This window comes from Streptomyces sp. NPDC042336, assembly GCF_055581985.1.
The window spans coordinates 175,383-198,224 of sequence record NZ_JBVJEA010000001.1; the positions used below are offsets into that span (position 1 = coordinate 175,383).

21 protein-coding genes are annotated in these 22,842 nt (G+C 71.2%); 10 read left to right on the forward strand and 11 right to left on the reverse strand.

What is annotated here, in order from left to right; translation table 11 throughout:
• Entirely contained in the window at nucleotides 1-1,578 is a 1,578-nt protein-coding gene (locus tag ACZ6IM_RS00800) for an ATP-binding protein (RefSeq protein ID WP_052841672.1), read from the reverse strand.
• A gap of 422 nt (nucleotides 1,579-2,000) precedes the next feature.
• Complete coding sequence (locus tag ACZ6IM_RS00805) at nucleotides 2,001-2,693, reverse strand: TetR/AcrR family transcriptional regulator (protein ID WP_052841671.1); 693 nt, start codon at nucleotides 2,691-2,693, stop codon at nucleotides 2,001-2,003.
• Between the two features lie 123 nt (nucleotides 2,694-2,816).
• On the opposite strand from ACZ6IM_RS00805, the gene ACZ6IM_RS00810 reads away from it, so the two are divergent.
• Entirely contained in the window at nucleotides 2,817-3,710 is an 894-nt protein-coding gene (locus ACZ6IM_RS00810) for an NmrA family NAD(P)-binding protein (protein ID WP_052841670.1), read from the forward strand.
• Between the two features lie 92 nt (nucleotides 3,711-3,802).
• Here the strand turns inward: ACZ6IM_RS00810 and ACZ6IM_RS00815 are convergent, their stop codons facing one another.
• Both ACZ6IM_RS00815 and ACZ6IM_RS00820 read right to left on the reverse strand, forming a co-directional pair.
• Nucleotides 3,803-6,445, reverse strand: coding sequence for a hypothetical protein (locus ACZ6IM_RS00815; RefSeq protein ID WP_469553546.1), 2,643 nt, complete (start codon nucleotides 6,443-6,445; stop codon nucleotides 3,803-3,805).
• A gap of 185 nt (nucleotides 6,446-6,630) precedes the next feature.
• Nucleotides 6,631-7,023: a winged helix-turn-helix transcriptional regulator gene (locus tag ACZ6IM_RS00820; RefSeq protein WP_052841668.1), complete on the reverse strand. Its 393-nt coding sequence runs from the start codon at nucleotides 7,021-7,023 to the stop codon at nucleotides 6,631-6,633.
• A gap of 106 nt (nucleotides 7,024-7,129) precedes the next feature.
• Here ACZ6IM_RS00820 and ACZ6IM_RS00825 point away from each other — a divergent pair, with 106 nt between their 5' ends.
• Complete coding sequence (locus ACZ6IM_RS00825; protein ID WP_469553548.1) at nucleotides 7,130-7,969, forward strand: enoyl-CoA hydratase/isomerase family protein; 840 nt, start codon at nucleotides 7,130-7,132, stop codon at nucleotides 7,967-7,969.
• 34 nt (nucleotides 7,970-8,003) lie between these two features.
• On the opposite strand, the gene ACZ6IM_RS00830 is transcribed toward ACZ6IM_RS00825, so the two are convergent.
• Complete coding sequence (locus ACZ6IM_RS00830; protein WP_052841770.1) at nucleotides 8,004-8,606, reverse strand: GNAT family N-acetyltransferase; 603 nt, start codon at nucleotides 8,604-8,606, stop codon at nucleotides 8,004-8,006.
• A gap of 225 nt (nucleotides 8,607-8,831) precedes the next feature.
• On the opposite strand from ACZ6IM_RS00830, the gene ACZ6IM_RS00835 reads away from it, so the two are divergent.
• Nucleotides 8,832-10,166 (forward strand): hypothetical protein, encoded by a 1,335-nt coding sequence (locus tag ACZ6IM_RS00835; RefSeq protein WP_469553550.1) that lies wholly within the window; start codon nucleotides 8,832-8,834, stop codon nucleotides 10,164-10,166.
• A 429-nt stretch (nucleotides 10,167-10,595) separates the two neighbouring features.
• On the opposite strand, the gene ACZ6IM_RS00840 is transcribed toward ACZ6IM_RS00835, so the two are convergent.
• Together ACZ6IM_RS00840 and ACZ6IM_RS00845 are read right to left on the reverse strand one after the other, a co-directional pair.
• A complete protein-coding gene (locus tag ACZ6IM_RS00840) occupies nucleotides 10,596-10,790 on the reverse strand; it encodes a DUF397 domain-containing protein (protein ID WP_469553551.1) in 195 nt (64 codons plus the stop codon).
• Nucleotides 10,791-10,793: 3 nt separating this feature from the next.
• Nucleotides 10,794-11,636, reverse strand: coding sequence for a helix-turn-helix domain-containing protein (locus ACZ6IM_RS00845; RefSeq protein WP_469553553.1), 843 nt, complete (start codon nucleotides 11,634-11,636; stop codon nucleotides 10,794-10,796).
• 196 nt (nucleotides 11,637-11,832) lie between these two features.
• On the opposite strand from ACZ6IM_RS00845, the gene ACZ6IM_RS00850 reads away from it, so the two are divergent.
• Entirely contained in the window at nucleotides 11,833-12,495 is a 663-nt protein-coding gene (locus ACZ6IM_RS00850) for an ATP-binding protein (RefSeq protein ID WP_469553555.1), read from the forward strand.
• 29 nt (nucleotides 12,496-12,524) lie between these two features.
• On the opposite strand, the gene ACZ6IM_RS00855 is transcribed toward ACZ6IM_RS00850, so the two are convergent.
• The gene (locus ACZ6IM_RS00855; protein WP_469553557.1) at nucleotides 12,525-15,674 is read right to left on the reverse strand and encodes a DEAD/DEAH box helicase; all 3,150 of its coding nucleotides are present in this window, start codon (nucleotides 15,672-15,674) and stop codon (nucleotides 12,525-12,527) included.
• Nucleotides 15,675-15,785: 111 nt separating this feature from the next.
• On the opposite strand from ACZ6IM_RS00855, the gene ACZ6IM_RS00860 reads away from it, so the two are divergent.
• Together ACZ6IM_RS00860 and ACZ6IM_RS00865 are read left to right on the forward strand one after the other, a co-directional pair.
• On the forward strand, nucleotides 15,786-16,160 hold the full coding sequence (locus ACZ6IM_RS00860) for a PadR family transcriptional regulator (protein ID WP_052841654.1): 375 nt from the start codon (nucleotides 15,786-15,788) through the stop codon (nucleotides 16,158-16,160).
• The gene (locus tag ACZ6IM_RS00865) at nucleotides 16,157-16,741 is read left to right on the forward strand and encodes an HAAS signaling domain-containing protein (protein ID WP_052841653.1); all 585 of its coding nucleotides are present in this window, start codon (nucleotides 16,157-16,159) and stop codon (nucleotides 16,739-16,741) included. Before ACZ6IM_RS00860 ends, ACZ6IM_RS00865 begins: the two co-directional genes overlap by 4 nt.
• 43 nt (nucleotides 16,742-16,784) lie before the next feature.
• Here the strand turns inward: ACZ6IM_RS00865 and ACZ6IM_RS00870 are convergent, their stop codons facing one another.
• From ACZ6IM_RS00870 to ACZ6IM_RS00880, 3 genes are all read right to left on the reverse strand, one after another.
• Entirely contained in the window at nucleotides 16,785-17,243 is a 459-nt protein-coding gene (locus tag ACZ6IM_RS00870; protein ID WP_469553560.1) for an SRPBCC family protein, read from the reverse strand.
• Between the two features lie 98 nt (nucleotides 17,244-17,341).
• Entirely contained in the window at nucleotides 17,342-18,376 is a 1,035-nt protein-coding gene (locus tag ACZ6IM_RS00875; RefSeq protein ID WP_052841651.1) for an SEC-C metal-binding domain-containing protein, read from the reverse strand.
• Between the two features lie 111 nt (nucleotides 18,377-18,487).
• Complete coding sequence (locus ACZ6IM_RS00880) at nucleotides 18,488-19,894, reverse strand: MFS transporter (protein ID WP_469553562.1); 1,407 nt, start codon at nucleotides 19,892-19,894, stop codon at nucleotides 18,488-18,490.
• Between the two features lie 142 nt (nucleotides 19,895-20,036).
• Here ACZ6IM_RS00880 and ACZ6IM_RS00885 point away from each other — a divergent pair, with 142 nt between their 5' ends.
• The 4 genes from ACZ6IM_RS00885 to ACZ6IM_RS00900 all read left to right on the forward strand — a co-directional run bounded on the left by ACZ6IM_RS00885 (nucleotide 20,037) and on the right by ACZ6IM_RS00900 (nucleotide 22,809).
• On the forward strand, nucleotides 20,037-20,585 hold the full coding sequence (locus ACZ6IM_RS00885) for a winged helix-turn-helix transcriptional regulator (protein WP_469553563.1): 549 nt from the start codon (nucleotides 20,037-20,039) through the stop codon (nucleotides 20,583-20,585).
• 37 nt (nucleotides 20,586-20,622) lie between these two features.
• Nucleotides 20,623-20,952, forward strand: coding sequence for a DUF6412 domain-containing protein (locus tag ACZ6IM_RS00890; RefSeq protein WP_052841648.1), 330 nt, complete (start codon nucleotides 20,623-20,625; stop codon nucleotides 20,950-20,952).
• Nucleotides 20,953-21,070: 118 nt separating this feature from the next.
• Nucleotides 21,071-21,784, forward strand: coding sequence for a YidC/Oxa1 family membrane protein insertase (locus ACZ6IM_RS00895; RefSeq protein WP_052841647.1), 714 nt, complete (start codon nucleotides 21,071-21,073; stop codon nucleotides 21,782-21,784).
• A gap of 167 nt (nucleotides 21,785-21,951) precedes the next feature.
• Nucleotides 21,952-22,809: a fumarylacetoacetate hydrolase family protein gene (locus ACZ6IM_RS00900; RefSeq protein ID WP_469553566.1), complete on the forward strand. Its 858-nt coding sequence runs from the start codon at nucleotides 21,952-21,954 to the stop codon at nucleotides 22,807-22,809.
• Nucleotides 22,810-22,842: the final 33 nt, after the last annotated feature.

Sequence of the window (22,842 nt, forward strand, 5' to 3'; positions counted from 1 at the left end):
TCAGAGTCCTTCGTCGTCAGCGGCGTCGTGGGGGGTGGTGCGGGCGGCGGTGGGGGTGACGGTGCGGGTGGTGTCGGCGGAGGCCGGGGAAGGCTGCTCCCCCTCCCGGCCGCGGCGGGTGCCGGCCGCCCAGGCGGCGGCGACGGCGGGACGACCGGGCCCGGTGTCGTCGGGGGCGGTGGTGCGGCGCGCCGGGGTGGGCGCGGTGGAGCGCCGGCGGACGGTCAGGCCGCTGGCGGTGGTGCTCGCGGGGGCGGGGGCCGAGGGGGCGGCGGGGCCGGCCTGGGACGCGGCCGGTTCGGCGATCGGCACCGGCTCGGGGGCGGCGGGCGTGACGGAAGGCGCGGTCGCGGTGTGCTCCGCGGCCTGCTCCCCGGTCTGGTCCGTGGTGTGGTCCCCGGCCGGATCCGCCGCCCGCGCGACGGCCTTCGGCGGCGCCGTGCGGGACGCCGCGTGCGGCACCGGCTGGGCCGCCCCCGGGTCGACGATCAGGTTCTTCGGCAGGACGACCATGGCCCGGGTCCCCTGGTAGATGTTGGGCGCGGTCAGCTCGACGCGGAAGCCGTAGTTCTCCGCCAGCAGGGACGCGACACGCAGCCCGGTCTGGGGGTGGGCGCCCAGGCGCGTGATGTCGTCGCGCTGTTCGCCGGACATCACGTCGCTGGCCCACAGCAGCCGCTCGTCGTCCATGCGCAGTCCGGCGTCGTCCACGATCAGGAAGCAGGCGTGGTGCCCCTGCTCCAGCGAGACGTGGACACTGGCGGCGGGCGGCGAGTAGCGCAGCGCGTTGTCCAGCAGTACGGCCAGCGCGTGCACGACCGCCTCCACGGCGCGGCCCTCGACCACCACGGACCCCATCTCGGGGTGCTTGATCCGCTCGTACCCCTCGATCCGGCCCATGGCCGCGCGCACGATGTCGGTCAACGTGGTGGCGGGCCAGCGCCGGGACAGCTTGTCCCCGGCGAGCACGGAGTACCCCGACGCCGTGAGCAGCATCTGCTGCGCGAGGTGGTCGATCTCCACGAGCGTCGCGTACGCCTCGTCCGAGATGTGCCGCCGTACGCCCTGGCTGACGGCCCGGCCCAGCCGCGCCGAGCGGGCCACGATGTTGTTGGCGAAGCCGCGCACCGCGGCCCGGGCCACGCCGACGGACTCGCGCCGCACCTGTGCGATCTGCCGCTCGGCGTCCTGCCGCACCTGGTCGGCGGCGTGGGCCGCGGTCCGTTCGGCGGCCGCCCGCTCCCGCGCCCGTACGTCCGCCACCGCCGAGGCCACCGCGCCGGGTACGGCACGCAGCCGCTCGGCGAGCGGTGTCCCGTCGAGCTGCGCCGGTACGAGCAGCCCGCCCGCAGGGCCCGAGTCGCCCTGGCCGCCCTTCGCCGCCGCCGGGATCACGGTGGCCGCGAGCTGCCCCACGCACTGCTCGGCGGCGACGAGTTGCAGGGTGAGCAGGTCGGCGTGCTCGCGCAGCTGCTCGGCCCGGCGCCGGGCCTGCTCGCCCTTGCGCCGGAAGTACCACGCGGCCCCGACTCCGGCCACCGCCAGCACGGCGGTGGCGGTCACTATCAGTTCAGTCATCAGGTCCTCACGGATCGGAAGCCGTCGGTCGGGCTCTCAGCGGGCCGGAGCGGACCGTTGTCTCCCGCGGCCGCTCCGGGCCGCGGAGCCAGCAGCGATGCGGAGGACGGCGAAGGCGCACGACATGGATCTCCCGGGAACACGCGAGGGCCGGTACGAAGCAGGGGATGCCGATGACGCGGACTCGAGACGGACCGGGACCGCGCGTCCCGAGGCGCCTCGAACTCCCGTATCCGCGACCGGTGTTCGGCGTACGGGAAGGGACCATACCGTTTGTGCTCACGTCGTGCTCACTGGTCGTGTCGGTCTCGTGACCACGACCCGGAACCGTCGGTGGTTTGACGCGAAAAATGCCCCCATGACGGCCGAACCCCTTTGGCTGAAAAGGGAGTTGGACCTGAAAGCGGCTCGCTGGTAAAGGCTCAGTCGCCGTCGGCGAGACGCTTCAGCCACTCGGTCAGCAGCCGCTGCTCCGCCTCGCTGAGCACCGTCTGCTCGGGGAGGGTGGCGCGCAGCGCGCGGGCGGCGCCCGCGGGACCGGCGTCCCGCACGGCCGGACGCTCGTGGGTGACGGCGGCGACCATGGACTCGCGCAGGGTGGTGAACAGGGCCGGGTCGCGCCGCTCCTCGGGCAGGGACAGCCAGGTGAGCACCGCGCCGCGCGCCGTGGCGTGGATGATCTGGGCCGCCAGTTCCTCGTCCACGCGGAGCCATCCGCCGGCGGCGAGCCGCCGCATCCGGCCCATCAGGATCTCCATGCCGGCCTTGAAGGCGGCCGATCCCGTCCGCGCGGGTTCGGTGTACATCAGCGTGTACAGCGCGGGATTGGCCAGACCGAACTCGATCGCGAGGTCCCAGCCGGCCCGCAGGTCCTCGATGGGGTCCCGCGGGTCGGGGTCGACGTGCTTGGTGGCGAGGAAGCTCGCGAAGCCGTGCTCGGCGACCGCGTCGAGCAGTCCGTCCTTGTCGCCGAACAGCCGGTAGATGGCCGGCGGTTGCAGCCCCGCCGCCTCGGCGACCGCGCGGGTGGTGACGGCGTCGCGGCCGCCGCGCGTCAGCAGGCCGATCGCGGCCTCGATGACCCGCTGCCGGGTCTGGTCTGAACGGGAGGACATGGCTTGACGATACCGCGGATATCGGAAGTGTGTTGCCATCGTGAATATCGCTGTTACTGTTGAGATGGTTCCATTGGAAACATTCCCTTGGGAACCCACTGCCCGTGACCACAGGAGCGCAACATGATCATCGTGACCGGAGCCACCGGACAGCTGGGGCATCGGATCGTCGAGCACCTGCTCGCCCGCGTCCCGCCGGAGCAGGTCGGCATCAGCGTCCGCGACCCGGGCAGTCCGCCGGCGCGGGCCTTCGCCGACCGGGGGGTGCGGGTGCGCAGGGGCGACTTCACGGACGCAGGTAGCCTCGCCCACGCCTTCGAGGACGCCTCCCAGGTCCTCGTCGTCTCCGTGGACAAAATGGGCGAGGAGTGCGTCGAGCAGCACCGCACCGCGATCGGGGCGGCCGTCGCGGCGGGTGCCCGCCGCGTCCTCTACACCAGCCAGATGGGCGCCGGCGCGGCGTCCTGCTTCCAGGCCTGCCGCGACCACGCCGCCACCGAGGAGATCCTGCGCGACTGCGGCGCCCCCTTCACCTCACTGCGCAACGGCTTCTACGCCGCCAGCGCGACGCGCTTCCTCGACCACGCCCTGGAGACCGGTGAGATACGGCTCCCCGAGGACGGCCCGGTCGCCTGGACCACGCACGGCGACCTCGCCGAGGCGACCGCCGCCGTACTCGCCGACGAGGGCCGCTTCGAGGGTCCCACCCCGCCCCTCACCGCCTCGCGGGCGCTGACCTTCGACGACATCGCGGCCCTCGCGTCCGAGGTGACGGGCCGGGAGTTCAGGAGGAGCACCGCACCCGAGACCGGTTTTCGCGACCAGCTGGTGGCCCAGGGCGTGCCCGGTCAGTACGCCGACCAGATCCTCGGCATCTTCGCCGCCGCCCGCGCCGGTGAGTTCGCCACGGCCGACCCGACGCTGGCCGCGCTGCTGGGACGGGAACCGGTCGGCATGCGGGAGGTGCTGGGAGAGGCGCTGCGGGAGGCGCCGGGCGAGCATCCGGCCGACGGCTGAGCGGGCCGACCTGGCGGTCCGGGCCGACCGAGCAGGGCGGGAGCTGGGGGCCGGTACCGCCTGCTTCCCCCTGCTCCCGCCCCGCCGCGTCATCAACTGGAGGCGAGCTGGTCTGTGATCTCCTTGATCCAGTCGCCCTTCTTCGCCGGTTGCTTGAGGCTCGCCTCCCACTCGTCCCGATCCAGCTTGTGGTCCGTGGGACCGGCCTTGATCAGGATCAGCAATTGCAGGGCGGAGGCGCGCAGGGCGGGATCGGTGTCCTCACGCGCGACCATGTTGTAGATCTTGTGTGCCGCCAGCTGGCGCTTGTACCTCGTGATCTTCTTCCAGAACTTCATGGCGTGCAGCAGCGAATCCCCGGAGCCCTTGGCCGTCGGTATCGGCTCGCCCTCCGGCGTGTAGAGCTCGGGATGGTGGGCCTCCTGGAATCGTCCGTAGGCCGCGCTGCCTCCCTTGTAGGCGGCGGTGGTGAGGACGAGGCCCGCCCCTACCGCGGCAGTGATCCAGCCCGCCGGGTTGGACGCCAGAGCCCCGGTGGCGACGATGGCCACGGTGGCGATGCCGCCCCCTCCCTTGAGGCCCTCGCCCACGACGCCGCCTCCCATTTCCTTGACCGCCTGGCTGACCTTCCTGCTCTTCGCGAGATTCGTGGCGAAGTTCAGGTCCTCCAGGTCCCGCGCGTTACTGAGGAAGTCGGCCTTGGCCCGGGCCTCGATCAGCGCCACCTGCTCGTATGCGGCCCCGGCGGCCCTGACGCCCGCCGCCCACTCCTCCTCCGTACGGCCTTCGCGGTCGTTCCTCGCCCGCTCCACGGCTTCGCGGGCGAAACGGGCGTTGAGCTCGGCGGTGTTGGCCTCGGCCTCCAGTCGGAGCAGCCGTTTGGAGTGGGCGGCGTTGTCCTTCTGGAGCCGCCTCAGACCGTGGATCTTCTCGATCGCGCCCTTGGACTTGAAGGCGGCCCGGACGCTCTTGGCCACACCGGCGACGCCGCTGAGCACACCGCTCGCCTCGGTGGCGGCCACGGTGCTTGCCACACCCTGGAGCTTGACCGCCTCCTTGGCGATGGTGCCGGCGTTGGCACCCGTACTGGCGACGCTGACGCCCGCGTCGGTCGCCTTGGTCTTGCCCTTTTTGTGAGCGTTGTGGTAGCCGGCCCCGCTCCCCTTTTCCAGGGCCGTCCTCAGGTTCCTGAACGAGTCCGCGACGCTGGCCCCGAAGGAGAGGAGTTCCGTGACGGCGCTCAGCGATGCGCCGGAGACCCCGGTCGCGGAGGCGTCGTGCTTCAGGGCGGAAGCGTTCGCGGCGGCGGCGGTGTCGTTCTCCGGGGCGGCGGCCGCCGCTTCGGTGGCCTCCTGGCCGAGACCTGCGGCGGTGGGAGCCTGGACACCCTTGCCCAGGGCGTCCCCGGGCTCCAGGAGCTTCTTCCCCTGGTCCGCGTTCTCGGCGACCGCCTTCAGGCGATCACTCCTGGCCTCCGCCCTGGCATCGGCGGCGGCACGTGTGTCGTCCGTGGCCGTGTCGGTGTGTTCCGAGGGAGCGGCGCCGACGTCCGTGTACCGGACGCCGGAGTCGGAGCCGCGCCGGGTGAGGTCGGCGGGGTCGGGCCAGTAGTCGAGGTCCGAGCCGCGTCGCGTGCGGCCCGACGGGGCGAAGCGGGCCGCGAGTTCGGCGAGGCGTGCGTCTCTGGCCGCGCGTTCCTCGGGCGTGAGCGTGACGTCCTCGACGGCGGTGCGTGCCTCTTCCTCCTCTTCGACCGGGGCGCGTACCGCTGCTTCCCCTTCCTCTTCGACGGCGGTGTGTGTTTCCTCCACGACGGCCGGACGTGTTTCCTCCACGACGGCCGGACGTGCTTCCTCCACGACGGCCGGCCGTGTTTCCTCTTCGCGGCGGCGGCTCCGATCCGCTTCGGCGGCTGCTTCCGCCTCGCGGCGCAGCCGGTCCTCTTCCGCTGCCGCCGCTTCGGCTGCCGCGATGCGCTCCCGCGCCTTGGCCGCCGCCGCTTCCGCCCCCGCGCGACGCCGTCGCTGTATTTCCGCCGCTTCCGCTGCGGCTGCTTCCGCCTCCGCAAGGAGACGTGCTCCCTTCGCCGCCGCTTCGCCTGCCGCCTTCTTCGCCGTGTTGCGGTTCCGTGCCGTGCCCGCGGTCGCTTCCGCCCCCGCGCGCACGCGGCGTCGCGTTTCCGCCGCTTCCTCGGCCGCCGCCTTCTCCTCGGCGGCGCGCCTCGCGGCGGCGGCCTGCTCCCGGAGGGCGGGGTCGGCCTCCATGCCGTGGGTGCCGGACTCGGAGCCGCGTCGGGGGAGACCGGCGGGACCGGGCCGGGTGTCGGTGTCGGAGCCGCGCCGGGTGCGGCCCGAAGGGGGGAATCCGGCCGCGAGGGCCGCGCGCCTCGCGGCGGTGGCCTGTTCCCGGAGGGCGGGGTCGACTTCCATGCCCTGGGTGCCGGAGTCGGAGGCGCGTCGGGTGGGACCGCCGGGGGCGCGCCGGGCGCCGGGCGCCGAGCCGGGGCGGTCGGCGTCGGTCCCCGGGGCCCGTTCCAGCGTCCTGCCCCTGGCGCGCTGCACCGTGGCGGCCGCCGCCTGGTTCCCGATGCTGGACTGGAGCCCGAGCAACGCCTGCTCCGCCGAGGTCCCGGTCCCGGACGGACGCCCGGTCCGTCCTTCCTCACGACGCTGCCGGGCCGCTGCCAGGGCGGCTGCGGAAGGCCGTTCGGAGGTGCGGTGGACAGGGGCGCTCATGGACATACCTCTCCTGCTGCCGGACCGGGCCACGCGAAAGTAGCCGGGCACGGCGAACAGAAGGGGTGTGACGGGGAAACACTTCAGGGACGCGCGCGGAACGCGTAGCGGCCCGGGCCTTCGGCGGAGCGCTCACACCGGCCCACCGCAGGCTCCGCAGCACCGGCGGCCCGGGCGGGCCTCCGCTACGCGCCGGTCCTGCTGTCGTACTCCCGCCGGCAGTCGTGGATCTCCTCGCTGTGCTCGACGGTCCAGTCGTAGAGATGCCCGAAGGGCTCGCGCAGGGACTCGCCCAGCGCCGTGAGCGAGTACTCGACACCGACCGGTGAGGTCGGCAGTACCTTGCGCCGGATCATTCCGTTCCGCTCCAGGCGGCGCAGTGTCTGGGTGAGGACGCGCTGCGTCACACCTTCCAGGCGGCGCTTCAGCTCGTTGAACCGCATCGGCCGCTCCAGCAGCGCCATCACCATCATCGACCACTTGTCCGCGATCTGGTCGAGGATAGGCCGGCTGGGGCAGTCCGCCCGGAAGACGACGGATGTGCCCGTGCCGACGCCGTACGGATCGGTATCCCTCATGATCCCTGGTTCCTCCGAAGTGCGTTCTTGACGGTCCCGAAGGTGTCATCGACGGTAGGTATGCATCGCAAACCTACACATCTTCCGGTAACCGATGGAGACGCTCTTGAACACCTCTGGCTGTACGACCCTGCGCCTGGACGTCGAAGGCGGCGTCGCCCGGATCGTCCTCGACAACCCGCCGGTCAACGTGCTCGACGCGACGATGATGCGCGAACTGCGCACGGTGCTCGACGCCTTGAGAGGTGACGCGTCGGTCCGGGTCATCGTCTTCTCCAGCGCCGACCCGGAGTTCTTCCTCGCCCACGTGGACATGGGCATCGCGGAGGACATGGACGTCTTGGAAGAGCTCGCCGCGTCGGCGCCGCCGGGCGTCAACGTCTTCCAGGCGCTGGGCGAGCTCCTGCGCCACCAGCCCCAGGTGACCATCGTCAAGCTCGCCGGGAAGGCCCGGGGAGGCGGGGCGGAGTTCGTGGCCGCGGCGGACATGGCGTTCGCCGCCGTCGAGACCGCCGGCCTCGGCCAGATCGAGGCGCTCATGGGCATCGTCCCCGGCGGCGGGGGGACGCAGTACCTCCGTGAGCGCGTGGGCCGCAACCGTGCGCTGGAGGCGGTACTCACCGCGGACCTCTTCGACGCCGAGACCGCGGCGTCCTACGGCTGGATCAACCGGGCGCTGCAGGCCGACCGGCTCGACGCGTACGTCGACCGCGTCGCCCGCGACATCGCCGCCCTGCCCGCGGGCGTCGTCGAAGCGGCCAAGCGAGCGCTGCCCGCCGAACCCCTCACGGACGGACTCTCCCGCGAGAACGAGGCGTGGGCCGCCCAGATCGCGCTGCCCGCCGTGCGGCAACTGATCGGCCGGGGTCTGCGCGACGGGGCGCAGACCCCCGACGGTGAACGGGACCTGGAGAGGCTCATGCGCAGAGCGGCACTGCGCGGGTGACGAGGCCGCCGCGGGAAGGGGGCGCGAGGCCCACTCAGCGGGCCGAGGTCGGGGCCGGGTCCGGGGCCGAGGCCGAGCCCGGTACGGCCGTGGGCCGCCACTCCCGCCTGAGCAACCCGTACACCCAGGAGTCGGACACCTCGCCGTCGACGACGCAGTCCTCCCGCAGCGTCCCCTCGCGCACGAACCCGAGCTTCTCCAGCACCCGGGCGGACGCCGCGTTGCGCGTGTCCGCCTCGGCCTGGACCCGGTTCAGGTCCAGCGTGCCGAACGCCCACTTCAGCAGCGCGTGCGCGGCCTCCGTCGCGTAACCGTGGCCCCACGTCGCCTCGTCGAGGCAGTAGCCCAGCGACGCGCTGCGGTAGACCGGGTTCCACTCGACCAGGCAGCACCACCCGACGAGGGCCCCGTCGGAGGCGCGTTCGACGGCCACCCGCACTCCGGTGCCCTCGTCCGCCATCGTCCGGCACATCGCGAGGAAGCGTTCGGCGCGAGCCCGTCCGGTCCACGGCGGGGAGTCCCAGTAGCGCATCACGTGGGCGTTGCTGTGCAGGGCGTAGAGGAAGTCCGCGTCCGCCTCGGCGAAGGGCCGCAGTCGCAGCCGAGCGGTGTGCAGGGCGGGGGTGGCCAGAGTCATGGTCGTCATCCTGCGCCCTCGTGGGGTCGGCGGGACAGCGAATATCCGTCCCCGGCCCGGTCCTGCAACGGCCTGCGCAACGGCCTGCGCAACGGCCTGCGACAGGGGTGCGGAACAGGCCCTTCCGTGGTCATTCGTGGCGAGTTCGGGTCTCACGCCACCACCCTGGTTGGCCGTTACATTCACCCCGACCGGACACATACGCACAGGGGGGAACAGGAAACGATGCGTTCCACAGGACCCGTCGGCCGCGTCGCCAGATCGCTCGTGGCAGTGACGGCCGCGGCGGCCGCGTGGGCGGTCACCGCCACGAGCCTTGCCGCCTCACCGGCCGCCGCGGCACCCACCGACACCGCGGCACCCACCGACACCGCGGCACCCACCGACAGCACGGCGCCCACCGACACCGCGGCGCCCCGGCCCGGCGACAGCTGTACGGCGGCCGACCTCGGCACCCGCCACCCGTACATCAAGACCACCGAAGTGTCGCCGACGATCACTCACTTCAAGGGCTGGTACGTCACCGAGGGCACCACCGGTCAGCAGACCGTCAGCACCGACACCACGACGGTCATCGCGGTCTCCGTCGGCCTCAACGACACGATCGAGACCAGTTTCGCGGTCGAGGCGCTCAGCAACGTCAAGGCGACCGTCGGTCTGGACGTGAAGCTCGAGTACACCTCCACCAGCAAGGAGTCGAACTCGGTCACCTGGAACCTGACCCAGCCGGGCTACTACGGCTTCTACAAGGGCACCAAGAAGGTCACCGGCACCTACGGAAGCCTCAACTGCAACCGCGCCCAACAGGACGACGGAAGCTGGTCGCTGGAGTGGACCGAAGGGCCCGGCAGCGGCAGCTTCACCACCTTCACCACCCTTGAGGAAGGCGCCGTGCGCTGCCAGGACAGCGTGCCCGCCGACAGCATCATGGCCAAGGCGCAAGCCCTCCTGGACTGCGGCTCCGCGACCGCGGCAGCGGACCACCCGGCGGATGCCGTGGCACCGGCGGCGCGGCAGGAGCAGGAGCGCCCCGCTCCGGGCGCGGCTCCCACAGGCGGCACCTCCGTCGCCGTACAGCCCAGGGCCACCGGGCCCGGTGCGCGCGCCGCCCTCGACTGCTCGGCCGAGGCCTACAAGATCGCCGTACCCGGCAAGCCCCTGTCCTGGGGCGCGCCACTCCTGGCGGACGACGGTGTCCGGCTGCGGCCCTCGACGATCTTCAGCGCCCACCTGGACAACTGGCGCCTGTGCGACGTGACAGAGCAGGACGGGGTCCTCGAAGCGTCCCTGTGGAACTGGGGCAACGGCGGATGCGCGACCATCGCCCCGGAGAACGCGGCCACCGACCGAGCGGTCCTGATGACGGCCTCCTGCGCGGAGGACGACCTCCAGCGGTTCTACATCTACCGCGACGTACCCGGCAGCTCGAAGATCGGTGTGCAGAACAAGTACACCGGTTCCATGATGGGCTACGACCGGTACGCCGACGGTGAGTTCATACGCCAGTACTCCACCGGCAGACAGGACGGCACGGGCACGTTCGCCCTGACCGGCGTCTGACGGCCCACGTCCTGCGGGCGGCCCTCATGAGCACGGGTAAGGCGTCCGCGCTCTGGCTGACCGGCTGTACAACTGGTCGACGACGCCTAGGCTATCGGCCGGTCAATCAGGCCACCCCTTGTGGTGTCACAGCTATGGCGCGGTGTATGACCCGGACCGATGCAGTGACGACTCCGCCGTGTTACGGCAGCTACGGATTCAACCGCTGCGCCTGAGCTGGAGGGCGACGTCGAATTCGGGGTCCTGACGCAGGCGGATCCGTCCTCGGTAATCCACGATCACCGAGGTTACGGCCTTGAGGTCGGCCTCCGAGATACTCTCTAGTGCGCGCTGGAGATCTGCTTCGAAGTCATCCAGATCGCCAGGGAACCCGCGACCGGCGCGCAGTGCGGCTCGCAGTTCACCGACGGTTGCAAGGACGCGATCGGTCTACCCATCGTGGCCTATCGCGTCGATGAATCGGCGCCAGGCCGTCTGTTGCACATGGAGGACGGGCCCGTCGATGGTCTTGGAGTCGCGTATCAACACGCCGTGTGAGACGTGCGCGCACTCCACGCATTCCGTGCCGCTACCGCCGCTGTAGGAGGACTTGAACCAGTGGGGCGCCGGGTTGACTGCTATCAAGGCTCACTCCTTGCTGACCCTGTCGATGAACTCGATCGAGGACTCGAGGTCGAGCGCCTGTGCGCTGAGGTAGTCGAAGGCCAACCTATATCGCTCCAGTTCCTCCGGCTTCTCCATGAACAGCCCACCACCGAGGAGATCCACGTACACGACGTCCAACTCACGGGCTTGGCCACGAAGTGTGACGAAGCTCCCGACCGCGGCCGCGTGCGCGCCGAGGGAGAACGGGAGGACTTGGACGGTGATATGGGGTCGCTCTGCGCAGGTCAACAGGTGCGCGAGTTGCTCTCGCATAACCTCGCGGCCTCCGACCTGACGCCGGATCGCGGCTTCGTCGATCACGCACCAGACGCGCGGGGGCTCGTTGCGCTCCAGCAATTCCTGGCGCTTCATGCGGATGTCGACCATGTGCTGGACTTCGCGCTCGTCGCAGTGCACCTCTGAAGCGCGATGGACCGCCTCCGCGTAGGCGCGGGTCTGGAGGAGCCCGGGGATGTACATACACGCGTAGTGATCCTCGCGTACGACCTCGTCTTCCAAGGTGAGCATCAGATTCATGGAGTCGGGGATGGGGTCGGCGAGCGACCGCCACCATCCCTGGATCTTGGCCCCCTTCGCCAACTCGACCAGGGCCGAACGCTCTTCGTCGGTCGCGGAGTACTCGCGACACAGGGCGTCTACGGCAGGCCACTTGACCGTGCCTTCTTTCGTCTCGTAGCGGCTGAGTGTCGCCTTCGAGATGCCGACCCGGGATCCTGCCTCTTCGAGGGTCAGCCCCTTGCGCTCCCGGAGCCGTCGCAGGTCGGCGCCCAGTTGACGCCTGCGGGTGGTGGGTCCGACTGCCATGTCCTCTGTCCTCACTTAGGTCAGTAGATCGTCGTGCTCCGCTGGCGCTGGCGGCAAGACGATGTGCGCCGGGGGCGCGTGCTGCGGGTGCATGCTCCCGGCGAGTCAGGGTGAGAGTTCCATTTCGAGAGTTTCAATGCAACTCTGAGTTGCGACACCATCACGGTGAGGCATCGAGAGTGAAGGCGAGTAAGACATGGATGACCCCCTATGGAGGCCGACGCGGCCCTGGCGACTGCCCTTTGTGGCCGAGGCCCATCAGGTCCGGGCCCTCAGGCGCGCTCTGCGAATCCATCTGGAGTACTGGGGGCTGCACGAGCTGACGGACGCCGCCGAGATCTGTGCCAGCGAACTCGTGGGCAACGTCATCAAGCACATCGGGCCGGAGACGCCGTCCACCCTCGTCGTTTCACTTGGCAGCTCCCACCTGCGCATCGAGGTGCACGATCCTGACGTTCGTGCCCTACCGACGCTCACCTGCGCGAACCTGGACGCGGAGGCGGGCCGAGGGCTGACGCTGATCGACGCCATGAGCGATCGCTGGGGCGTGGAACTTGCGGGGGATCACAAGGTGACCTGGTGCGAGTTCCGTATGGATGTCGCCCGAGCCGAGCGGCAGCACATGCCGACGCCGCGACTGGCCCGGGCAGCGGACGTGTTGAGCCTGTACACCGGTACGGGCGCGGTGCAGCGGCCGCTGTGCCGGGGCCGATTGTCGACGGCATTGGCGGAGGAGGCCGCGATTAACGTCATCGCCGACCTCCTTTACTGGTTCCGCGCGCACGGATGGGACGCTGACGACGCGCTCGACCAGGCGCAGTCGCGCTTCGAGGTGGAGTGCGAAGCGCGATTGCCCTGAGTGGTTCGACGACGGCCGAGGTGCGTGGATCAGCTCGCCTGGATCGCTGCCGAGTAGGTCCACACGTCGGCCGGGAGTGCGTGGTCGAGGTGCCAGGTGATCGCCATCGGCTTGCTGCCGGTGTGCTCCACGTAGGTTGCCGGGCCCAGGAGCATCCACGGCTGAGACTTTCCCGTGTCCGTGGTCGCGTACCGGCGCATGAACAGCAGGACGTGGGAGCCGCGATCGGCGTGCTGCTGGTAGCGCTTGCCCGTGGCGGAGTCGGGGGAAGTCGCGTTCTGGGACTCCCAGTGGAAGAGGTTCGGGCTGATCGCGTAGTCCTTGTACCGGACGGTGGGTGAGAAGTCCTTCTCGTCCTTCTCAAGCGTGATCAGCAATGCGTCTGTCTGGAAATCTTCCGCCCACTGCACGCCCTGGGCAAAGGATCTCGGCATCTGTCCACCGAACCGGGCTATGCCGAGGGCGGCCAGTATCTCCGACCGGTTGTACGAGCTGTGGACCTTCAGCGGCACGGTGCCGAGGCCATCGGACAGCGGGATCGGGACATGGTCGGCTCGGTCCATGACGTACGACAGCACCTGCCGGAGTTCCTCCCTCAGTGCATGCTGCGGACGTAGCGCCGCAAGGCCTTCCGTGTAGCTGGTGAAACCGCCCGCGTTGTCCCACAGGTTGAAGAACAGCATGCGGGCGTAGGCCTGGCCGGTCTGGTCGAGTTCCTCGTACGGAGGGGCGTCCTCGGCCAGAAGGTCCAGGTACGCCTGCGCGCGCTCCGGGTCGTCCACGTGGAGGAAGGCGTGGACCCGCTTGAGCAGGGTCTCCTCGCCCGGGGGAGCCGGTTCGGCGATCAGGCCGGCACGCCGCAGCACGAGGGTCCAGGAGTTGCCGTTCTTGTACAGCTCCTTGATCTCTCGGCGGCTCTCCCGGAGGTAGTCGGCGAGGAGGGGGGTGCTGTACTCCTTGACCTCCTTCACCAGGGTCTTCACCGTGGCGGCCAATTGCGTCCTGATGTTGTCGAGGACCAGTTTTTTGGCCTTGCCCTCCAGGATGATCTGGCAGCCGGACGGCAACTGCGGAAAGCCGCGCTCGATGTGCTCGACCAGCCGATTGCGTGACAGATTGGTCATGGCCCGGAACTGTTCCTCGAAGCGGAACTCCGCGCGGTGCTGTCCGATGAAGTCCAGGACCGTGAGCACCGGCTTCTTGTCGGTACGCCGTAGTCCCCGCCCCAGCTGCTGGAGGAATACCGTGGCGCTGTTGGTGGGCCGCAGCAACAGCAACGTGTCGACGTCCGGGATGTCGAGCCCCTCGTTGAACAAGTCCACCGAGAAGATGACCTGGAGCTTGCCGTCCTGGAGGTCCTGCAGCGCTTGAGCGCGTACCTCGGATGACGAGTCGCTGTCGAGGTCTGCAGCCTGGAGTCCGGCCTTGCGGAAGTAGTCGGCCATGAAATGGGCGTGCGCCTTGGTGACGCAGAAGCCGAGTGCACGCATGGAGCCGGGGTCGGAGATCTTGTCCCGGACCTGCTTGACGATGATGCGCGCTCGCGCGTCGTTGCCCGTCAGGAGGTTGCCGAGCTCCTGATCGGTGTACGAACCCTTCTGCCAGGTGAGGTTCGTGAGGTCGGTTCCGTCGGGGATGCCGAAGTAGTGGAAGGGAGACAGCAGGTCGTTCTCCAGGGCTTCCCAAAGCCTCATCTCGGCGGCGATGCGGCCGTCGAAGAATTCGTCCTGGACATTGAGCCCGTCCATCCGCTCCGGGGTTGCGGTGAGTCCCAGCAGCTCCTTCGGCGTGAAGTGTTCGATCACCCGGCGGTACGTACTGGCCGTGGCGTGGTGGAACTCGTCGATGACGATGACGTCGAAGTGGTCTGGAGCCAGCTGCTCCAGCCTTTGGACGTTGAGTGACTGGACGCTGGCGAAGACATGGGTCCAATCCTGTGGATCGGCCCCGCCGTACAGCAACTCGCCGAACGAGGCGTCGGCCAGCACTTCGCGATACGTACGCAAAGACTGCTTGAGGATCTCCTTGCGATGCGCCACGAAGAGCAGCCGCGGTCGACCGGAAGTCGTGTGCTTCTCCAGATCGCGGTAGTCGAGGGCGGCCATCACGGTTTTCCCGGTGCCGGTCGCGGCGACCAGCAGATTGCGGTGCCGTCCGCGAATCTCGCGTTCGGCGCTCAGGCGCTCCAGCATGTCCCGCTGGTGCGGGAAGGGACGCACCTCAAGGCCGGAGAGGTTGATCTTGAGCTCGGTGGTCGACGCCGTCCCACCCGCCTGGGCCAGCGCATCGTCGAGGCGCTGGCCATCCCGATCCGGGACGTAGGTCTCGAACGCCACGTCGTTCCAGTACGCATCGAAGGTGGCCTCGAACTTGTCCATCACCGCCGGTGTGGCCACCGACGACAGTCGTACGTTCCACTCCAGGCCGTCGAGCAGCGCCGCACGGGAGAGGTTCGAACTCCCGACGTACGCCGTGTCGAACCCGGTCCCGCGCCGGAACAGCCACGCCTTGGCGTGCAGCCGGGTCGAGCGGGTCTCGTAACTCACCTTCACGGTGGCGCCGAATTCGCGCACGAGCCGGTCGAGCGCACGCCGGTCCGTGGCGCCCATGTAGGTCGTGGTGATGATCCGGATCGGGACGCCCCGCTCCTTGGCCGCGAGGAGTGAGTCCTCCAGCACACGGATGCCGTACCACTTCACGAAGGCACAGAGCAGGTCGATCCGATCCGCGGTGGCCAACTCGGCTCGCAACTCCGAGCCCAGGTTGAGGTCCTCGGGGGAGTTGGTGAGAAGCGACGTCTCGGAGAGAGGCGTGAGCGGACGGATCGCATAGGCACCCGGCGCCTCCTGCTCCGCCAGAGCCAGCAACTGCCTGGGGCCCTCGACGATGGCGCTGACGGGCTCAGAACCGCCTTGTTCACCGACCCCTGCTGCCAGGGACTCAAGGATGCGGTTGGCAAAGGGAACTCGGTGTTCGGGCCGGAGTTGGCTGAGGTGGCGGGCCACCATGTCACCGATGTGCCGGGCCAGCACGTGGGATGACGATTCTGCACCGACCTCTGCGTGGATGGCCTTCCAGCCTGCGGCCTCAAGCCGCTCCAGTTCACCGCGCACGCGGTCTGTGACCAGCTGTTCGTACACCCCCGCGACCGGCTGCTCCGGACTTCCCGCCTGCTGCACCCCGTCCCCCTTCACCACCGTGTTGACGTGGAGGCAGTTGTACCAGGCGTCACTGACATTCCCCGTCCGGCGGTGAACGGCACCCTTGCCCCGCCTGGTATCTTGCTATGCATGGAACCCGGCGAACCGACCAAGCGGGCCCGCGCAGCCGCTCAGCTGCGCAAGGGTGTGCTGGAGTACTGCGTGCTCGCCCTGATGCGGGACCGTCCCCGTTACGGCGTGGAACTCCTGCACGCTCTGGAGGAGTCCGGGGCGCTGGCCACCAGTCAGGGGACGGTCTATCCGTTGCTTTCCCGGCTTCGCCGGGAGGATCTGGTCACCACCACCTGGCAGGAGTCCGCCTCCGGCCCGCCCCGTCGCTACTACGCGCTCACCGCCGGCGGGCGGGCCGCGCTGGACGAGTTCACGCACGTCTGGCCCGGCTTCCGCGATGCCGTCGACGCGTTCCTGACCACCCCGCACCCCTCCGCCGGAGACCCCGTATGAAGACCCCCACGTCCCCCGCCGACCTCGTGCGCGACTACCTCCGCGCCGTCGAGCGCGAGGCCGCCGCACTCCCCGCCGACCGGCGTCAGGAGCTCCTCGCCGACCTCGCCGAGCACATCGACGTGACGCGCGCCGAACGGCCCGACGCGGCGCCCGGCGAGATCCTGGCGGAGCTGGGGGACCCCCGTACGATCGCGGCGACGGCGCTGGCCGAGTCGGGGACCGGTGGGGCGGTCCCGCCCGTGCGGCGTGGCAAGGTGCACCCGCTGGTGCCGCTGCTGATGCTGACCCTTCCGTACCTCGTCACGACGTTCCTCCCCGACGTGCCCGGTCTGGCGCTGTGCAGCGGTCTGATCCGCATCGCCGGCGGGGTGCTGCTGTGCACCTCGGTGCACTGGGCCCCGGTCCGGAAGGCCGTCGGCGTGCTGCTGAGCCTCGTCGCGCCGACGGTCGCCGGGATCGTCTGGCGGGAGACCACCGTCGCCCCGGCGGGCGACACCCCGGCCCTCGTGGCCAACCTGGTGGCGCTCGCCGTCATCGCCGGTACCTCGGCATGGCTCTGGCGGGCTCGCCGGGTCTGAACGCGACCGCCGCAGCCGTGCGGGCGCGGCCGGGGAGGGAGGGTCAGGCCTTCGCCCCGCCCGCCAGGAACCCCGTCAAGCTGTCCAGCAGCATCGTGCTCCCCTGCTCCGCGCCGTCCCGTTCCTCCGTCGTGGCGCAGGTCTGGCGGAGGGTGATCACGGTGTTGCGGGGGCCCTGTTCCGTGAGTTCGACGGTCATCGTCGCGGGGTCCGGGCGGCCCGGGACGTCCATGCCGATGGTCAGGGCCCGGTGCTCGGCGACCTCGATGTAGGAGCCGGTCAACGGGAACTCCGCCCCCTCCGGCGTACGCATCGTGGCCTTCCAGGTGCCGCCGGGGCGGACGTCCATCTCCACGGAGCCGGGGACGGCGTAGGCCCACCGGGCGTACTGGTCAGGGGTGGTCCAGGCCCGCCAGACCTCGGACGCGGGGGCGTCGAGGGTTCGGGTCAGGGTGTAGGAGAAGCCGTTCTCCGCCGCGGTGGGCGTCTGCTCGGTGCTCATGTCGTCGTGTCTCCTCGGGTGGGATCGGATCGACTCCACTGACGCGTCGCGTGCCGCGCCAGGCTCTCGCACCGGTAGACGCCCGGGGGCGCCCGATCTCATCGGTTCCCGGCGACGTCCTGCCCGTGGCACTCCCCGTACGTCCGCCCCGACCCGCACCAGCACGCCGCCCCGCGCTGCGGCGGCCAGGCCACCGCGAGGCCCCGGGCCGCCAGGGTCGTCGCGTACTGCGGGAGCAGGGTCGGGTCGGCCGGGGACGCGCCCTCCGACGCGGCGAAGGCCTCGTAGGAGGGGACCGTGCCCGGGACCACGCCCAGGTTCGCGGTGCCCGACGAGGCCAGTTCGCGCAGGGCCGCCTCTATCGACGCCAGGTGCTCCTCGTAGGAGGGGTACTCGGCGGCGAGCGGAGGGTACGCCTCGACCAGTTCCCCCAGTTCGCCGGCCGGCCAGTGGAGCATGGCGACCGGGAAAGGGCGGGACAGGGCCTCACGGTAGGCGCCCAACTCGGCGCGCAGGCGGGAGATCTCCGCCTCCAGGTCCGCCGGGTCGTCCGAGCCCAGGGACCAGACGCGCTTCGGGTCGTGCAGCTCGTCCAGGGAGACCGGCATCGAGTGCAGGGTGTCGGCCAGGGTGTCCCACTCGTCGTGGTCCAGGCCCAGCATCCTGCGGACGCGGTGGCGGCCGTAGAGGAGGGGATGCGTGGGGTACGGGGGCTCCGGCACGTCCGTCAGGAGCAGGCGGGCGCCCTCCGTGAACGTCTCGTGCGCCGCCTCCAGTTCGTCGTGGGACTCCAGGGCCTCGGCCACGATCACCCAGGGAGCCGGGTCCCGCGGCGACGCCGCGCGCACTCCGTCGATGATCGCCCTGGCCTCCGCCTCGTGGTCGTACTCCCAGAGGTTCGACGCCTTCAGGGCGCGGACCAGGGAGGGGTTGTCCAGGGGCGCGGACGTCTCGGAGGACAGCAGTCGGTCGTAGAGCCCGGTCGCGGCCGGGCGGTCGCCGGACAGCTCCAGGTGGGCCGCGGCGCGCAGGAGCAGGGCCTCGGCGTCCTCCGGGTAGAGGCCGGCGGTCCGTTCCAGGCGGGCCGCCTCGGCGGCGTGGTCGACGTTTTCGGCGGGCGTGTCGGGGCGCATGGGGGACACCGTACTGCCGTGAGGTGACGAGGGTCAGCCTCCCCGGGGGGCGACTGCCCGGCCGGAGGCCGGGCAGCGGTGCCGATGCGGGCCGGGGCGGGACCGGACCGCTCAGCGCCGTTCCCGCAGCGTTCCCACCAGCACCGCCGCCACCACGGCCAGTCCCGCCGACACCCACAGCGCCACGTCCGTGCCCGCCCCCGGGGTCCCCGCCGAGGTAGCGATCGCGACCGTCAGGGCGACCCCGGCGCACGAACCGATGTAGCGGAACGTCTGCTGGGCGCCCGAGCCCATCGCCGCGCGGGCCGCCGGTACCGACTCCACCGCGAGCAGCGGCAGCGCGGCGTTCAGCAGGCCGCTGCCGACGCCCGCCAGTGCCAGGCCGGGCAGCAGCCGGGCCCAGGAGCCCGCGCCGACCGCGCCGAGCATGGTCAGGACGCCGACCGCGTGCAGGGCGAAACCGACGGTCAACTGGTGGCGTGCGGAGACGCGGTGGGCGATGCGGCGGGCCTGGAGGGCGACCGCGAAGGCGAGACCGGCCCAGAGCAGGGAGAGCAGCGCCGTGTCCATCGGGGACAGGCCGAGCGCCCGCTGCAGCACCGTGGGCAGGAAGCTGAAGAGGCCGATCACCGACAGGCCCGTGAACAGCCCGCCCGCGGAGGACGCCAGGAAGAGCGGGCGGCGCAGCAGCGACAGGTCGATCATCGGGGCGGACGCGCGGCGCTCCCGTACGACGAACAGGGCGCCGAGGAGTACGGCGGCCGCCAGCAACAGGCCCACCGGCGCCCGCAGCCACCCGTCCCGGCCCAGCGTCAGCGCCGCCACGAGCGCGACCAGCGCCGGTCCGAACGTCAGCGCCCCGGCGAGGTCCGGCCGGCCGGGCCGCGGTGAGCGCGACTCCGACAGGGCCCGCGCGCCGAGTCCCGCCACCACCAGCGCGGCGGCGCCGAGGATGCCGTGCGCCACCCGCCAGTCGGGAATCGCCCCGACGAGGACGGGGCCCACGGCTATCCCGCCGCTGACGAAGGCGCCCCACACGCCGGTCGCGCGCAGCCGTCCGGCCGGGGTCGGGAAGGCGTGGACGAGCAGGCCGAGGCTGCTGGCCAGCAGCGCCGCGCTCGCCGCGCCCTGCGCGATGCGGGCCAGCGTGAACAGCCAGGTCGTCGACGCGAAGGCACCGAGGACGGTGGTGACGCCGAGGGTCAGCGTGCCGGAGACGAAGAGCCGGCGGCGCCCGTAGTCGTCGGCCAGGCTGCCGGCCACCAGGAGCAGGGCGGCCAGCCCGAGCGGGGTGCCGTTCAGCAGCCAGGCCTGGGCGGACAGCGGGGTGTGCAGGTCGGCGGCGGTCTGGGGGAGCGTGACGCTCGGCGCGGCGAACGCCATCAGGGCCACGGCGGTCGCGGCGCTGGTCAGCGCGAGGGTGCGGCCGGGGTGCGGGGGCGGCGAGGCCCGTTCCGCGGGCGGCGCGGCCGCCGCGGGTGCCGGGGTGGTGGGGGAGTCCGTGCCGGTGTCGGTCATGAGTCGCGGTCCGCTCTCGTTGGCTCGACGGAGGGTGGGTCCACCGTGCGGGTTCGGTCAATGAACTGACATCAGGCGGACCAACCTAGCACCGTCGGTTCGATGACTGAACCTGATGGCGGAAAGTGGCTACAGTGGAGGCATGGCACTGGGCAAGGACTACGCGACGCAGGAGTGCTCGATCGCCCGCGCGCTGGAGGTCGTCGGCGAGCGCTGGACGCTGCTGGTGATCCGCGACGCGCTCTACGGCGTCCGGCGGTACAACGACTTCCTCGTCCACCTCGGCATCCCGCGCGCCGTCCTGGCCAACCGCCTCCAGGCGCTCACCGCCGAGGGGATCCTGGAGAAGCGGAGGTACCAGGAGTCGCCGCCCCGGGACGAGTACGTCGTCACCGACCGCGGCACCGCCCTGTGGCCCGCCCTGCGGGCACTCGGCATCTGGGGGCGCGACCAGCTCGGCGGCGAGCCGATGCGCACCTACTGGCACGCCGACTGCGGCACCGAACTCAGCCCCTACGGTGCCTGCCCCACCTGCGGGGCCCTCGTCGCCGTCCCCGACATCGAGGTGCGGCCCGGCCCGGGGCTCGACCCCGACCCCGCGGACCCGGTCAGCCGGGCGCTCCTCGGCCCCCGTCGGCTGCTCCAGCCGATCGAGACCGAGCCGTCTCCCGCACAACGCCGTCCTGTATAACTGGGACAAACACGCGCGCGGGAGAGAGGAGTTGCCGATGCCGCCGACGAACCGGGACCGCCGTGCCGTCGCCCCGGTGCTCCGCCCCCTCCTCCTGCTGCTGGTCCTCCTGCCCGTCGCGCTCGTCGACGTCGGCAGCCTCTCCGCCACCGTCGCGCTCGCCGCGACCGCCGCGGTCGGTTCCGCGCTCGCCGTGTGCGCCGTCATCGCCGCACGCTGCGCGCCCGCCGTGCCCCCCACACGGGTGCGTACGGCCATCAGGGACCGGGACCTGCGTACGGCCTTCCTGCCCCAACGCGATCCCGACGCGCCCGGCCGCCGCCGGCCCCGAGCGCCCGGACACGCCCTCCCGGCGACCGCCGCGTAGGGCACCCCTTCCACCAGGGCACATCCCCGCGCGGGCCGTGTCGTCATGCCGCCCTGCGCCGGCCTCACCGGCGCCACCGTCACCGGCACGACGAGACCCCCGGAGGGCTCACCCACCCATGTCCGTTTTCGCCAGCCTGGTCGAGCACCTCGCCGACCTGCTCCAGCCCCTGTTCGGCGCCTCGGCCGCGGCCGCCGCCATCGTCCTGTTCACCGCCCTCGTACGGCTCCTGGTCCACCCGCTCTCCCGGGCCGCCGCCCGCGGGCAGAAGGCGCGCACCCGACTCCAGCCGCGGATCGCCGAACTGCGCCTGAAGCACGCGAAGAACCCCGAGAAACTCCAGCGGGCCGTGCTCGAACTGCACGCCGAGGAGAAGGTGTCCCCGCTGTCGGGCTGCCTGCCCAGCCTGTGCCAGATCCCCGCGTTCTTCCTGCTCTACCACCTCTTCTCCAGTTCGACGATCGGCGGCGAGGCCAACGCACTCCTCTCCCACCGGCTCCTGGCCGCCCCGCTCGGCGGACGGTGGGCCGACGCGTTCGGGGACGGCGGGCTCACCGGCGGAGCCGGGCTCGTGTACGTGGCGCTGTTCGCGGTCGTCGCCGGGGTCGCCACCTTCAGCTACCGGCTCACCAGGCGGACGACGGCCGACCGGCCGGTGCTGCCCGCCGGTGACGCGGAGGCCGTGCCGGGCGTCGGCGCGATCACCAGGGTCATGCCGTTCATGTCCTTCTTCACCCTCGTCACCGTGGCCGTGGTGCCGCTGGCCGCCGCGCTGTACGTCGTCACCAGCACGACGTGGAGCGCGGTCGAGCGGGCCGTGCTCTACCGCTGAGCGCGGGCCGGCCGGGCGCCTGGCTACGGTCCAGTACGTGAACGGGGTATTGCGGAGTGGAACCCGGCCTTGGAGGATCGACCAGTCCTCCGATGGCTGTCGCGTCGCTGCCGCACCCAGGTCGCGCATCGTCGGGCGGGCTGCCCGCGATCGAGGAGTTGGGGATCATGAAGCTGTTGCGAGTCGGTACGGCGGGGTCGGAGCGGCCCGCGCTGCTCGACGCCGACGGAACCCTGCGAGACCTGTCGGGCGTCGTGACGGACATCGACGGCGACCTGCTCGCCGACCAGGGCGCGCTCGACCGGATACGGTCGGCCGCCGCGGCCGGTGAGCTGGCCGCCCTGGACGGCACCGGCCTGCGCGTCGGACCGCCGGTGGGACGCATCGGCAAGATCGTGTGCATCGGGCTGAACTACCACGACCACGCCCGCGAGACCGGGGCCGAGCCGCCCGCCGAGCCGGTCGTCTTCTTCAAGGCGCCGGACACGGTGGTCGGGCCGCACGACACGGTGCTCGTGCCGCGCGGTTCCACCAAGACCGACTGGGAGGTGGAGCTGGCGGTCGTCGTCGGGCGCACCGCGCGCTATCTGGAGTCGGCGGAGGAGGGGCTCGCCTGTGTCGCGGGGTACGCGGTCGCGCACGACGTGTCCGAGCGGGAGTTCCAGATCGAGCGCGGCGGGACCTGGGACAAGGGCAAGAACTGCGAGACGTTCAACCCGCTGGGCCCGTGGCTGGTCACCGCCGACGAGGTGCCCGACCCGCAGCGGCTGTCACTGCGGCTGTGGGTGAACGGCGAGCTGAAGCAGGACGGGACCACCGCGGAGCAGATCTTCCCGGTGGGGGAGGTCGTGCGGTACGTCAGCCACTTCATGGTGCTGCGTCCCGGTGATGTCATCAACACCGGGACGCCGGCGGGGGTGGCGATGGGGCGGCCCGAGCCGAAGCCGTACCTGCGGGCCGGGGACGTGGTCGAGCTGGAGGTCGAGGGACTGGGGCGGCAGCGGCAGGAGCTGAAGAACGCGTAGTCGCTCCGCTGGGGCGGGGGAGGGGCGCCGGGG

Coding starts and splice junctions, on each gene's coding strand:
- ACZ6IM_RS00805 (WP_052841671.1), bottom strand. CDS start 2,693: ATGTCCTCCCGTTCAGACCAGACCCGGCAGCGGGTCATCGAGGCCGCG.
- ACZ6IM_RS00865 (WP_052841653.1), top strand. CDS start 16,157: ATGAAGACCCCCACGTCCCCCGCCGACCTCGTGCGCGACTACCTCCGC.
- ACZ6IM_RS00890 (WP_052841648.1), top strand. CDS start 20,623: ATGCCGCCGACGAACCGGGACCGCCGTGCCGTCGCCCCGGTGCTCCGC.
- ACZ6IM_RS00835 (WP_469553550.1), top strand. CDS start 8,832: ATGCGTTCCACAGGACCCGTCGGCCGCGTCGCCAGATCGCTCGTGGCA.
- ACZ6IM_RS00860 (WP_052841654.1), top strand. CDS start 15,786: ATGGAACCCGGCGAACCGACCAAGCGGGCCCGCGCAGCCGCTCAGCTG.
- ACZ6IM_RS00820 (WP_052841668.1), bottom strand. CDS start 7,023: ATGAGGGATACCGATCCGTACGGCGTCGGCACGGGCACATCCGTCGTC.
- ACZ6IM_RS00830 (WP_052841770.1), bottom strand. CDS start 8,606: ATGACTCTGGCCACCCCCGCCCTGCACACCGCTCGGCTGCGACTGCGG.
- ACZ6IM_RS00870 (WP_469553560.1), bottom strand. CDS start 17,243: ATGAGCACCGAGCAGACGCCCACCGCGGCGGAGAACGGCTTCTCCTAC.
- ACZ6IM_RS00845 (WP_469553553.1), bottom strand. CDS start 11,636: ATGGCAGTCGGACCCACCACCCGCAGGCGTCAACTGGGCGCCGACCTG.
- ACZ6IM_RS00900 (WP_469553566.1), top strand. CDS start 21,952: ATGAAGCTGTTGCGAGTCGGTACGGCGGGGTCGGAGCGGCCCGCGCTG.
- ACZ6IM_RS00895 (WP_052841647.1), top strand. CDS start 21,071: ATGTCCGTTTTCGCCAGCCTGGTCGAGCACCTCGCCGACCTGCTCCAG.
- ACZ6IM_RS00880 (WP_469553562.1), bottom strand. CDS start 19,894: ATGACCGACACCGGCACGGACTCCCCCACCACCCCGGCACCCGCGGCG.
- ACZ6IM_RS00875 (WP_052841651.1), bottom strand. CDS start 18,376: ATGCGCCCCGACACGCCCGCCGAAAACGTCGACCACGCCGCCGAGGCG.
- ACZ6IM_RS00810 (WP_052841670.1), top strand. CDS start 2,817: ATGATCATCGTGACCGGAGCCACCGGACAGCTGGGGCATCGGATCGTC.
- ACZ6IM_RS00815 (WP_469553546.1), bottom strand. CDS start 6,445: ATGAGCGCCCCTGTCCACCGCACCTCCGAACGGCCTTCCGCAGCCGCC.
- ACZ6IM_RS00800 (WP_052841672.1), bottom strand. CDS start 1,578: ATGACTGAACTGATAGTGACCGCCACCGCCGTGCTGGCGGTGGCCGGA.
- ACZ6IM_RS00885 (WP_469553563.1), top strand. CDS start 20,037: ATGGCACTGGGCAAGGACTACGCGACGCAGGAGTGCTCGATCGCCCGC.
- ACZ6IM_RS00850 (WP_469553555.1), top strand. CDS start 11,833: ATGGATGACCCCCTATGGAGGCCGACGCGGCCCTGGCGACTGCCCTTT.